This window comes from Halomonas sp. NPDC076908 (assembly GCF_050269715.1).
Lineage (GTDB): Bacteria > Pseudomonadota > Gammaproteobacteria > Pseudomonadales > Halomonadaceae > Vreelandella.
In genome coordinates, this window is sequence record NZ_JBNNIW010000009.1 from 48,066 (window position 1) to 60,788 (window position 12,723).

Genomic DNA, 12,723 nt, shown 5'->3' on the forward strand with positions numbered 1-12,723 from the left:
TTGTGAATTTCTTGGAAGTAGGTATGGGCGTATGCATATTTATTCCCCGCCAGCGTGCGTGTTATTACCCATATTTGCTCGACGCAGTGCTCGACGTTTGAGAGTGCTATAAAGAAGTCCAGCCAGCAAAAGTAGTACCGTCCCCATGGCTAATAACATGGGAATGATGTATTGGCCGGCATACCAGCGGATTAAACGGTGCCAAACCATTTCCCCACGGGCAGTCCGAGGACCAACTTGATACGCACTTACTTCCTGTCTAGGAGATATCATTACTAAGTCACCTACCGCTTGGCGACTGATGTGAGGCTGATCGATAGTAGCCGGTAACGTACGCATGCCTTCATCGTGAAAGGCGGTTGCTATGACGATGCTTCTCATCGGGTTAAGAGGTGAGCGCACCCCCATTAAGACTTGCTCTGGAGCTTGGCTACCAAGTCGGTTACGCGAGCGCTCAACGTCTCTTCCCCATTGAGCCTGCGCCCATAGATTGAGCCTATTTAGCAAGCTTAAAGGAGTAACACGTAAAGCGCCTTGTTCTATACTGAATGGATCAATTCGATCATTAAGTTCGCTATTTTCTAATTGGTCAGCACGGGCAACTACCAGGATATCTCGCTGAGCTAGGCTGTCATTCAACGTCAAGCCTTTGCGAACATCCAATGCAATACTGGGATAACCTGTTGAGGCGCCCATGCGACCAATCAAACCAAGTGCAGTACTGATCTCAACAGCATCAGGTTCGTTCGCAAATAGCAAAGTAGTTTGGGATAAATCCGCCCACTGAGTAAATGGAAAGCCAGCACTCAGCCAATATGAAAGCTCAGGTAGCGCCGCAAAGTGCTGAGCATCACTCATATCTAAATAGGAGTCTGGATAAATTAGCGTTTCAACACGATCAGGAAGGCCTAGTTCGCACCCATCCTGAGGTAAATTGACCGCCATATTGAAATAGAAATTGAGCTGATTATTTCCATATAACTGTTCTTGAGGTATGCGTAAGGTGGCTCGTTCTTGGCGAATATCATTACCTAGTAAGCGCCAGGCTTCCCAAGCTAATGATCGTTTCTCAACAGGCAATGAGCCAAGATAAGATCCATTAAGGCCAACCTCCAAACGAGAATCGCTTTCATTTAACCACTCTCCACGTGGAAATTCGTAACCTATTTCCAACGTAACATCATCACCCGGCCATAGGTGCATATTCGGTGGCAGGCGGAAACTATAATTTTGAGGTGGAGGGCGAATACCCTCACCTACCATCTCAGCTCCGCTTATCATGCTATTAAGGAATATCGGTTCATTGAGCGCCTGCCAATTAGGCGCATCATAGGGCTCTCGGGGTGTTAACTGGGGTACGCTAACCTGCTCACTATCCCCATTTAATCTCTCTTGGTAACTGGCTAGATAAGTTGCAGCGACTTTGACATCCTGTTCTGTTTGTCCCGTTACAATGAGCAGGCGATACATTGCGTTATTAGGATTAGCATACTGAAGTAATGTTGGACCTTCGATGCTAGGCAACTCCACCCCTAATGGCATTTGATCAGGGGTGCCGATCACTACTGAGTGTTGATCAGGTATTTGCGTATGGTGTACTGGGAAGTCGGCTCCCCTAAAATCCGACTGTATAGCGAAATGTGACGCTATAATGGCACTCGCATTAAGTAAAATTTCTGATGGTTGAGCAGGCATTACGAAGGGCAGCACCAGACGCTCCATATCTGCCACATCGAAAAAAGGAGCAGGCAAATTAGCTAAACCACTTATCGGAGGTAACGACTGGACATCAACAGTAAGCGTTGAACTGGGCAGAATCTCTACCCAAATATCTTGGCTCAAAAGATTATTACACTGTTCTAATGTTTGGCCCGCAATACTAAGTAATAAGGTGTTATAAGTAACAATTAGCTCAGGTGGAATAGCAATCTCTGCTACTAGCTGGTCAGCGGTAAAGCGATCAAGCTCAAGGGTGTCTACTACAATACCATTAAGTGTAACATCCAGCCGGCTAAGCCCCTCCAGAAGCAAGTCAGAATAGCGGAGATCCAAATGCAATATGGCTCCGGTAGACACTTCATCACTGCGCAATGAAAACTCAACGCCAGCCTGCGCTCCATTACCCTGTATACGTAAAGGGTTAGGCTCTATATCGTCCATTTGATTTAAAAGGGGATAAATACGCTCCCGAGTTGGGGCTGGCATATTAAAAGCGAGCCCTCCCTGAGCACTAACCTCAACGTCAGGTAGCTCAGCGGCATCAACTGATGGTGACTCCATCATTAAAAAAGTTGCTTCGCGAGGTAGTATTTGGGTCTCTAGCGCTTGGCTCCAGGCTCGCTGAGTGGACATGATACCAATAACAATTAGTGCAACTAACACCATACGCCACACCCATGTAGAGATAGAAGTAGTGACCTGGGTTACTGATGCGCTCATCGGTGCGGAGTTTGTGGTACCTGGCTCTGGCTGTTTTGCTTGAGGTGTATTCGCCCCTCCTCCTGCAAATAAGCGGCGCTCTTTCCAGTTCCTAAAGAAAAGCCCTGTCACAGCTCGGATGACTGTCCACATAGAACGCAGTGGCTGATCCTGAGGTAGCTTTCTTTTCTGTAGCCATGCATCTGCACGCCCCATAACAAGTTTGACTAGTTGACGACGTTGCGCAACATTTAAACTACCGAAGCGGAGACGGATATGTTGGCTATCTTGGGTGACTATATGTACCGGAAAGAGCACATGACTGTTATCGAACTCCATTTCGACAAAATCAATACGTGAATCTTTTGGAAAGCCTGCTATACCCGCAATTTGAATACCGCCCATTGAAAGATTTTGAGTCATGGCCGATAGGGTGTAGCCACCAGTAAGATGTAAAACCACAGGGCGACTCAACTTAATTCGCACATATTCGCGAACCTGCTTTTGTTCGCTGCCAACAGATATCGCCGCCATTAAAAAGAAAGCGCTGAACGAGGCCCATACTAAATTGAAAAGCAGCACACTTAACTGCTCACCTTCAGGGTTCCACCAAACTAAACGAATAACTCCCCATATCGCTCCGGCAGTCAGTAAGGCCAATAAAAAAAGGTGTGGGCGCGTCACATTAAAATCAAAAAAGCTTCGATCCAGCCGTCCCCCTTTTTCAGTAACATCAAACTTCCCACGATTAGGATTAAAAAGCGTCACAATAGATGGTTTAAGCAAATGGAAAGTCAGAACAGTTTCATATATTTCATTCCAAAATGTATAGCGATACTGTCCTACAAGTTTGGCATTGGTATAAACAACGGCAAAAAGATGTGGCAGTACATAAACCGCTACAGACTGTGGAGAGGCTTGAATAATATTAAGACCAAATAACAGATACGCTAAGGGGGCTGTTAAAAATACAAATCGTGCCAGCGGAAACTGGAAGTGAAGCATTGCGCTTAGATAGCATAATCGCTGAGGTATGCTCAATCCTCTACCTAAGAGAGGATTATCACGACGCAAAATCTGAGTCATGCCACGAGCCCAGCGTGCGCGCTGAACAATATGCAGAGCAAGGCGCTCGGTTGCCAGCCCTGCAGCAAGCGGTATTCCTAAATAGGCGGTAGACCATCCTTTTCTTTGTAATTTTAGAGCTGTATGAGCATCCTCAGTGACTGTTTCAACAGCAAAACCGCCAATTTCTTCTAAAGCACTACGACGTATAACGGCACAGGAACCACAAAAGAAAGTTGCGTTCCAGTAATCATTACCCTTCTGAATAGGTCCGTAAAAAAGCTCACCCTCATGAGGTACTTCTCGTCCACTTACCAGATTACGTTCAAAGGGGTCGGGAGAATAGAAGTGGTGAGGTGTTTGTATTACGGCTAAAGAATCATCAACAACAAATGCACCTACAGTCGCCTGCAAAAAAATTCGTGTGGTAATATGGTCACAGTCAAAAATACAAATCAGCTCTCCTTTCGTTTTCTGAAGAGCGTTATTTAAGTTCCCCGCTTTTGCATGCTTGTTATCCGAACGCGTTATGTAGCCTACACCTGCCTGAGATGCAAAAGCCCCAAACTCGGCTCTTTTCCCATCATCTAAAAGATATACATTGATCTTATCAGCAGGATAATCCAGGTTTTGAGCTGCAAGCACCGTATCACGGACTACATCTAAACTTTCATTATAGGTTGGTATATATACATCTACTGTGGGCCACTCAGAAACTTCTTTAGGTAGTGGAACAATTTTTCGCTCAAGCAACCAAGCTGACTGAAAAAAACTTAGCACTAAGACAAGCCAAGCATACCCTTCTGCTGCCAAAAGACCGAAACTCAAAATTGGCTCTAGTAAACCGTCAGTAACCAACGTTTCCGTTACCCGCCAATAAAGATAACGGCTCGCGGTCATTACTGTTATCAAAGCCATTGCTAAGCGTATACGTGGCGAGTTCACCTGTCCCATCACTAATAATAGTAAAGCGGTAATACCTCCAAAAGCCAATTGATTATTCAACGTCATAGGTGTTGAAATAACAATTATCAGAATAGGCGCACACACTAATAACAAAAGGATAATCCATGCTTTATAAAACAGATTTTTCATTACTCACCTTCCTGGCGAATTTGCAATAAAGCAGCATCTGGCATTAATCGCACGAGGTTATGAGCAATATTTTCTAAATCATTTACGACTGCTGAGGTGTAAGCGTGCTGCAGCACTGAAACCTGCAGAGCATGGGCTTCAGAAACGGCTGGATCACGATGCACTGACCCCAGAAGAGAGGCGCCCAAACGCTCCTTTAAAAGAGCATATACATCACGGCTAAGCTCACTGCGCAGATCAAACTGGTTAATAACATAATATGAATGTCTATCAATACTCTCAGGATAGAAGCCTCCCTCTTCTATCGAAGGTAAAACTGCCAATGACGCACTGTCTGCAAGCAATGCGGTTATGCATAATGGCTTTAACTGGCAAACCGCATCCAAGGCAATAGAGTGCCCTGGAGGCAAATCCACTAACAACACATCATCTTGAGATCCATAGAAACCTTTCAGCGCTTGATAAAGCGCCTTCGGATCATTCGCTAAAAAACTTTCAAAACGGTAACGCTCTTCCCGAGTCGTATGACCATAAGCGAGCAGATCAATACCACTTGATGTGGTTCTAACCATTTCATGCCAGAAAGGGTTAGACGTTGCTTCACTCACATATCCCTGAGGATCATTGAAAGCAATGCCAAAGTGTAGTTTCAATGCATCTTGACTATCAAAATCGATGACAGTGACATTGAAACCCTGACGCTGCATTGTGTATGCAAGATTGGCTGTCAATGTTGTTTTACCAACTCCGCCCTTAGGAGAGGCAACGCAAATAAGTGTCATGAATTAATTTGCCTTAACAACGCTTTAAGCGATGTTCTTTTAATATCCGTTTGCTTTTGCTCTTCTTCATTATTTGTATAAACTTCAAACAGGTGGCTAAATGAGCGCCCTGTAGGTTTCACGGTAGCAGGCTGCTCAAAGTGGGCAGTAGGATGAGGTGACCTAAAAGTAGTCTCTTGCCGAGGAGTGGCGGCTCGCTCTGGGGCTAACGTTTCGTTACGTTCTTGTACTTGGATAGGCGGAATGGGGGCATTCCTAGCGCGCTCAGCCCCCTTTCGAGCAATACCCGGGGCATGCTTTGCAATACCATCAAGTAATTTCCAACGCTGCTGCTCGCTAGAGTAAGTCGAATCAGTTGCAAATTTCCGGTATTCGAACTCGTCACCCACCCTGTCGATTAGCGTATCATCTGTATTTGTGCTCATGCTTTTGTTAAAACCTCGTTTGTAGCGACAGCTTTCCACTCAAACGTCATACAATTTTTGTAATGACATTTCATGAGTGTAGAGGAAATACACCCATGCTGTGGCATTAGTGATTTCAATGACTTTTATATGAGATCACATCGTATATCAAGGGATAAAAATAATAACGCAACAAACAGAAACCTTTGATTACCATGCTACACATTCACCAAACACTTTTCTGCTGACTCTGAAGCCCTAACCCCAGCAGTATTAATACCAGGCCCACCAGAGTAGAAGGCAAAATAGGCTCACCCACTACCAAGAGCAGCAGCAGAAGCGATACTGGGGGAGAAAGGAAAATCAGATTTGAAACCTTAGCCGTGCGTGACACTTTATGAACAGCCATCTGCCATAGGATGAACGCAATACCCATTTCAAACAGCCCCACATAAACCCCAGCGCCAAAGGCTGGCCACCCGTGCCACTGTAAACCTGGGCCAACAAGTAGTAACAATAGGGTCAATACAGGCAAGCCAACGCTGAAATTTTGCCATTGGCCGACTAACGGTGGGCGGTGATCACGCGCATTGAGCAGCCAATAAAGCGCCCATAGCAGTGTCGACGCCAGCGCCAGCACCACGCCTAAAGGGTCGGCAAAGGAGACATTGAACACTTCGCCGCGCGTCGCTATCACCCATACCCCCGCGTAAGCGACTAACCCAGCGACAATATCCATGCGCGTTAAGCGATGCCCCAGCATAGGCACCGCTAAAAAAGCCATTGCCAACGCCCATGTATAATTCAGCGCCATGGCCTCCTGGCCTGGCAAACGATCATAGGCGGCAAATAGCACCAAGTAGTAGGCCACCGGGTTCATTAACCCCGCCCAAGCAGCGGTTCTCCAGCCACTCCTTAGTGCAATAGCCATTTCCCCACGCTTGATGACTAGCGCGCCCATCAATGCCCAAGAAACAAGCGCAGCTATCCACATCAATTCCAGCGGGCTCATCCAAGCGAGCGCCACCTTAAATGCCGTGGCCACCGTAGACCACAGCGCAACGGCCCCTAAGCCATAGAAAATCGCTTGCCGATCCTGGCTCATCGGTCAATGTGTCCTAAGTCGCGATCTGGGTCCAACTGATCTCGTACCTGCTGTTTCAGAAGTTTAATATCTGGAAAGCCGCCATCGCGCTTGCGTTCCCAGAGTAATATTTCTTCATACCAAATCTCAAAAGCACCGCCATGGGATGGGGCTAAAGAGACCTCACTTAATGCTTCACCAAAAGTGGAAAGTAGCTCTTGAGCATACCAAGCACTGCGCAACAACCACTGGCACTGAGTACAATAGCGAATCTGAATACGTGACATTCTGGATCTCCTAATTAAGCAAAATGGCATTTTTATGGATATTTTGTCATCTTGAGATGGCTTGAAACAGCTCGAAATGCCCTCCAATTGGCGACAGAATCAGTCGTTGCCAACAGAGGGGCTAATAGGCGCACTTGCTCAGCTATTTAGAAGCGCTACCTTGTTGTTAATTCTTGCTGGCGTAGCATCGAGGGTAATGCTGAGAACTCAATAAATACCTAAGGTTGAGTAGCGGTGCAGGAATTATAGGAAACTCGTCGCCGCTAACGCTAAGATAGTGCTCAAGATTGCAATATATGGCGACGCTCGCCATGATGGAGCCGGATAGTAACTACCCATTGGGACATTTATTATCTTGCCTATAATAAGTGATTGGAAATCCCGTTTGGCTATCGGTGAAAGTGACTACCGTAGCCGACGGAAAGGACTGGAGCTGCAACAGGAACCCCTTGATGAAACGATCTCCATTGATCAGTCCAGAGCTGCTCGAACGTATTATTGATGCATCGGAAGACGGCATTGTCGTCGCTGAGCAGGAAGGGGATGAAAATATCCTCATTTATGTCAATAAAGGCTTTGAGCGCTTAACGGGCTATAGTGCGGATGAAATTCTATATCGCGACTGCCGTTTTCTTCAGAATGAAGACCGCGACCAGGATTCACTCATCTCCATTCGTGAGGCACTGAAAGATGGGCGTCCTTCTCGTGAAATACTGCGTAATTATCGTAAAGACGGCACCATGTTTTGGAATGAACTATCCATCACACCGGTCTATGACGAGGCAGATAAGCTAATGTATTACATTGGCGTACAGAAGGATGTTACTGAACGCGTTGCGGCACAGCTAGCGCTTGTAGAGCTTCAAAATCAATGAGAAAACAGCAAATAATCAACTTTCTCTTTAAAAACGGCCATCAAGACTTGAACTTCATCCCAACTGGCGTTATATAGCGGCAAGGCGCTTAAACTGCGCTAGGCGCTTCATACCATTTACTGAATGCGTGAAGCCATTGTGATGCCGGTACGCTGGCTGGGTTGGAGGGCATATCATGAGCCGTGACCCCTTAAGTCGTGAAACCTTTACTACCGATGCACTCGACTCTGACGAGTTCGAAAGCCTAGATGCCGTTAATGATGACCACTACGGTAAAAGTAAACCTAGTAAGGCAGATAGCCTACGCGCTCGTCGCCAGGTCGAAGCATGGCTAGAAGAGCGTCGATTACAGCGTGTAATTGAAGATGACTGGGAAGAAGAAGAGTAAATCCCAACTCACTGCGCTTAACAGTATGCTCAGAAACGGCTTGGCCTTCTCCTGCATTGAGTAGGCCCAGCCAGTTTGACTGTCACGCTACCTAGCCTTTCCTTACGTAGACCACTATCATCTGCATCTAGCCAGTAGCTTACTGCTGCCGATTATCCTCTTTCCATCAACCTAACGGATTTCCATGGCGCAATACGTTTTCACCATGAACAGGGTTGGCAAAGTAGTGCCGCCCAAAAAGCAAATTCTTAAAAATATTTCGTTATCGTTTTTCCCTGGCGCCAAAATAGGCGTGCTGGGCCTTAACGGTTCGGGTAAATCCACACTGCTACGCATTATGGCCGGTGTCGATAAAGAGTTTGAAGGTGAAGCTCGTCCGATGCCCGGTATCAATGTTGGCTATCTTCCTCAGGAACCGCAGCTAGATGATGAGAAAAACGTCCGCGACACGGTCGAGGAAGCCCTTGGAGCGATCAAAGAAGCGCAAGAAAAGCTAGACGCGGTTTATTCAGCCTATGCCGAGCCGGATGCTGACTTTGACGCCCTAGCGAGCGAGCAGGCGCGACTTGAAAACATTATTGAAGCAGCTGATGCGCACAACTTAGAGCGCAAGCTCGAAGTCGCTGCTGAAGCACTGCGCTTGCCCCCTTGGGATGCTAAAGTTGGCAACCTTTCTGGCGGTGAGCGGCGACGTGTGGCGCTATGTCGCCTGCTGCTCTCAAGCCCCGATATGCTGTTGTTGGATGAGCCTACCAACCACCTGGATGCAGAATCGGTGGCGTGGCTTGAGCGCTTCCTGCATGACTATAACGGCACCGTTGTGGCGATCACCCACGACCGCTACTTCCTGGATAACGTGGCGGGCTGGATACTAGAGCTTGACCGTGGCCATGGCATTCCGTTTGAGGGAAACTACTCTCAATGGCTAGAGCAGAAAGATCAGCGCTTGAACCAGGAGGCTAAGCAAGAAGCCTCTCGTCAGAAAGCCATCAAGCAGGAGCTTGAATGGGTGCGCAGTAATGCCAAAGGCCGTCAGGCGAAGAGCAAAGCCCGCCTTAATCGCTTCGAAGAGATGCAGTCAGGCGATTTCCAAAAGCGTAATGAAACTAACGAAATTTACATTCCGCCAGGACCACGCTTGGGCGACAACGTTATTGATTTTCATAACGTCACTAAGCGTTTTGAAGACAAACTGCTTTATCAAGATCTCTCGTTCACTATTCCCCATGGTGCGATTGTCGGCATTGTGGGTGGTAACGGTGCGGGTAAATCAACCCTATTCAAGCTGATCACGGGTAAAGAGCAGCCCGATGCCGGTGAAGTAACGATCGGCGAAACAGTCGATATTGCTTACGTTGAACAGTTACGCGACGCTTTAGACGACAAACAAACCGTATGGGAAGCCGTTTCAGATGGACAGGACATCCTGAACATTAACGGTTATGAAGTCTCTTCCCGTGCTTACGTCGGTCGCTTTAACTTCAAAGGTAACGACCAGCAGAAGCGCTTATCGGAGCTCTCCGGTGGTGAGCGCGGACGCCTACAGCTTGCCCAAACGCTCAAACAAGGGGCTAACGTTCTCCTGCTTGATGAGCCATCCAATGACCTGGATATCGAAACTTGCGTGCGCTGGAAGAAGCCCTGCTGGCCTTCCCTGGCTGCGCCATGGTGATCTCTCACGATCGTTGGTTCCTGGACCGTATCGCGACCCATATTATGGCTTTCGAAGGCGACTCCGAAGTCGTGCTATTTGAAGGCAACTATGCCGAGTACGAAGAGGATCATAAAAAGCGTGTCGGCAACGACACGCCTAAGCGCATGAAATACAAGCGTATTGATGCTTAATAACGGCTGTTAAACTGAACGTCAAACGCCTCGCACTGCGAGGCGTTTTTTTGCAGAGCGTTTAGCAATGGGTATTAAATATGATACGAATGTTAAATATGATAGACGCTCTTGGTCATCACTTTGGAGACTAGCCCCATACCCCATTTCACTGGTGCTGGAAAGCGTATACCGCCCGCTTCCAATGCAAGATGAGCATGGTGCGCCTCATCAACAGCCATTTTCCGTAGGATGGCACGGGAACGGTGATCTGCTGCGGGTAGCGACGTTTGGTGCGCATCAATATGCCTACCCAAACGTTCTTCAGTTGCTGCTACCAAGCCCAAACTGACGCGATCACTGACTGCCCCGGTTACGGCACCAACACCAAATGAAGCGACGTAAAAGAGAGGGTTTAAGTAGCTTGGGCGGCTACCTAATTGTTCCAGGCGTTCATCACACCAGGCCAAATGATCGATCTCTTCTAATGCCGCCTGCTCCATCTGCCTGCGCCCGTGAGGAAGCTTTGCTGTAACGCTCTGACCCTGATATAGCGCCTGGGCGCACACTTCCCCCGTATGGTTAATGCGCATTAAGCCTGCCGCATGACGACGCTCCTGATCGTCCAACACACCGTCGACAACCCCTTGCGCAGGTGTCACACGTTGAGGAACAGCCGCATGGGGCATTAAAGTACGTAAAAGTGTGTCGAACTGGTGAATCATTCGATCTGAACGGCTTTGCTGGCGATCCATGTCAACAGCTCCTCCCTCTTGGTGCAGTCGCAGTCTACAAGATTTAACCGGCAGGCCAAGTAAATACGCGCCCACCCATCAAATGCATATGAATATGGTAGACCGTTTGTCCGCCCATTTCGTTGCAATTCATCACGACACGGTAGCCATCTGCCGCAAACCCCTGCTGCTTGGCAAGTGTGGCAGCCGTAAACTGCAGCCGTCCAATCATCGCTAAATCAGCTTCATCTATATCGTTTAATGTCGCTATATGCTTTTTGGGAATGATCAATTGATGGGTGGGCGCCTGAGGGCCAATATCATTAAAGGCCAGCACGTGCTCATCTTCATAAACGATATCAGCAGGAATTTCGCGGTTGATGATTTTACAAAAAAGACAATCCATATATCACTCCATTCTTGTTGTCTGCCACGATTAGCGAAAACGCCGCTGTGCCAACAAATGTCGAACCAAAGGGGCAAGAATAAGCTCCATCGCTAGCGACATTCTTGCGCCGGGTACGACCAGTGTATGCGGGCGAGTCATAAACGAATCTTTAATCATCGCCAATAACCAAGGAAAATCAACGGTCGAGGGATCCCGAAAGCGGATAACGACAAATGACTCAGCGTCTGTTGGAATGTCCTGCACTTCAAAGGGGTTAGACGTATCGACGGTGGGCACACGCTGAAAATTGATATGAGTACGCGAAAATTGTGGCTGGATATAGCGGACATAGTCATCCATCCTGCCCAAAATGGTGTCAATCACCGCTTCCTGAGAATAACCACGCAACTTGGTGTCGCGATCAATCTTCTGTATCCACTCAAGATTCATGGTCGGTGCGACGCCAACCAGCAGATCTACATGGCGGGCTATATCAAACTCTTCAGTTACCAACCCACCATGCAGTCCTTCGTAAAACAGCAGGTCGGTACCGCACGGCAGCGATTGCCACTCGGTAAACGTGCCTACCCGGTAACCCGCTTCAATCTTCTGCTTATCTTCGGCATGAATATAATGCCTAAAGGTACCCGACCCATGCTCACCATACTCGCTGAACAGGCCTTCCAAACGGTCAAGCAAATTAGCTTCAACGGCAAAGTGAGAAAGCTCATCCTTGCGCTCCGGCTCTTCCCGGAAGATGCGGTGCAGATCATCACGGGTATAGCGGTGAAAGGCATCGCCATCAACCACGGCCGCATGCACATCTTCGCGCAGAAACATCCGCTCAAAGCTGCGCCGCACAGTGGTAGTGCCTGCTCCAGAAGAGCCGGTCACCGCTATAATCGGATACTCACGCGACATCAGCCACTCCTCGCATTCGCCAGCGCTTGTATAACCTGCGTGGGCACTTCAGCCGGGCGGCCCGTGGCAAGATCAATTAAGAGCTGATTAACTCGTGACGTCGCGACTAGCTGTTCAGAATCTGCCTGATAAATACGCTGGTAAATAATTAACGCTTTGCCTTGCGGCTCGGGTACAGCGGTCTCAATAAGCAACGCATCGGGCCAGCGGGCCTCACTGTGATACTGGATCGCTAAATCGGCAACTACAGAGGGGTGGCCATGCATATCCCACTCAGGCAGATCAAGCGCTGCGAAAGCCTGTATACGCGCTTCATGGAGCAACGATACAACGGCATCGTGCCCCAAATGACGGCCATAGTTCATATCGGTTACCCGCACCGTCAGAGGGTGACGGTGAATAACCGCTTCAGCGGGAAAATCCAGCTTCACACGCTCCATAGCTATTTCCTCGTCACT

Annotated in this window: 11 protein-coding genes and 1 pseudogene; 3 read left to right on the forward strand and 9 right to left on the reverse strand. The window is 48.0% G+C overall.

Annotated elements, in window-relative coordinates:
* Positions 1-39: 39 nt before the first annotated feature.
* The 5 genes from bcsA to ACQKE4_RS07205 all read right to left on the reverse strand — a co-directional run bounded on the left by bcsA (position 40) and on the right by ACQKE4_RS07205 (position 7,135).
* A complete protein-coding gene (gene bcsA / locus ACQKE4_RS07185) occupies positions 40-4,578 on the reverse strand; it encodes a UDP-forming cellulose synthase catalytic subunit (protein WP_427387572.1) in 4,539 nt (1,512 codons plus the stop codon).
* On the reverse strand, positions 4,578-5,360 hold the full coding sequence (gene bcsQ / locus ACQKE4_RS07190) for a cellulose biosynthesis protein BcsQ (RefSeq protein ID WP_427387573.1): 783 nt from the start codon (positions 5,358-5,360) through the stop codon (positions 4,578-4,580). Before bcsQ ends, bcsA begins: the two co-directional genes overlap by 1 nt.
* Positions 5,357-5,785, reverse strand: a complete 429-nt coding sequence (locus tag ACQKE4_RS07195; RefSeq protein WP_427387574.1) for a hypothetical protein — start codon at positions 5,783-5,785, stop codon at positions 5,357-5,359. Before ACQKE4_RS07195 ends, bcsQ begins: the two co-directional genes overlap by 4 nt.
* A gap of 205 nt (positions 5,786-5,990) precedes the next feature.
* Positions 5,991-6,869, reverse strand: coding sequence for a DMT family transporter (locus ACQKE4_RS07200; protein ID WP_427387575.1), 879 nt, complete (start codon positions 6,867-6,869; stop codon positions 5,991-5,993).
* Complete coding sequence (locus tag ACQKE4_RS07205) at positions 6,866-7,135, reverse strand: SelT/SelW/SelH family protein (protein ID WP_427387576.1); 270 nt, start codon at positions 7,133-7,135, stop codon at positions 6,866-6,868. The genes ACQKE4_RS07200 and ACQKE4_RS07205 overlap by 4 nt, the downstream gene beginning before the upstream one ends.
* Before the next feature lie 452 nt (positions 7,136-7,587).
* Between ACQKE4_RS07205 and ACQKE4_RS07210 the strand changes: the two genes are divergently transcribed.
* The 3 genes and pseudogenes from ACQKE4_RS07210 (at position 7,588) to ettA (ending at position 10,243) form a co-directional block, all read left to right on the forward strand.
* Positions 7,588-8,010 carry a PAS domain S-box protein gene (locus ACQKE4_RS07210; RefSeq protein ID WP_427387577.1) on the forward strand — a complete coding sequence of 141 codons (423 nt, stop codon included), beginning with the start codon at positions 7,588-7,590 and terminating at the stop codon, positions 8,008-8,010.
* A 175-nt stretch (positions 8,011-8,185) separates the two neighbouring features.
* Positions 8,186-8,398 carry a PA3496 family putative envelope integrity protein gene (locus ACQKE4_RS07215; RefSeq protein WP_290837496.1) on the forward strand — a complete coding sequence of 71 codons (213 nt, stop codon included), beginning with the start codon at positions 8,186-8,188 and terminating at the stop codon, positions 8,396-8,398.
* 184 nt (positions 8,399-8,582) lie between these two features.
* Positions 8,583-10,243 (forward strand): annotated as a pseudogene (gene ettA, locus ACQKE4_RS07220) (energy-dependent translational throttle protein EttA).
* A 92-nt stretch (positions 10,244-10,335) separates the two neighbouring features.
* Here ettA and coq7 read toward each other — a convergent pair.
* Genes coq7 through ACQKE4_RS07240 form a run of 4 tightly spaced genes read right to left on the reverse strand, consistent with a single transcriptional unit; the run spans position 10,336 to position 12,705 of the window.
* On the reverse strand, positions 10,336-10,977 hold the full coding sequence (coq7, locus tag ACQKE4_RS07225; RefSeq protein WP_427387578.1) for a 2-polyprenyl-3-methyl-6-methoxy-1,4-benzoquinone monooxygenase: 642 nt from the start codon (positions 10,975-10,977) through the stop codon (positions 10,336-10,338).
* A gap of 43 nt (positions 10,978-11,020) precedes the next feature.
* Entirely contained in the window at positions 11,021-11,362 is a 342-nt protein-coding gene (locus tag ACQKE4_RS07230; RefSeq protein WP_290837482.1) for a histidine triad nucleotide-binding protein, read from the reverse strand.
* Positions 11,363-11,392: 30 nt separating this feature from the next.
* Positions 11,393-12,265, reverse strand: a complete 873-nt coding sequence (locus tag ACQKE4_RS07235) for a phosphoribulokinase (RefSeq protein ID WP_290837480.1) — start codon at positions 12,263-12,265, stop codon at positions 11,393-11,395.
* A complete protein-coding gene (locus ACQKE4_RS07240; RefSeq protein WP_290837478.1) occupies positions 12,265-12,705 on the reverse strand; it encodes an acyl-CoA thioesterase in 441 nt (146 codons plus the stop codon). Before ACQKE4_RS07240 ends, ACQKE4_RS07235 begins: the two co-directional genes overlap by 1 nt.
* Positions 12,706-12,723: the final 18 nt, after the last annotated feature.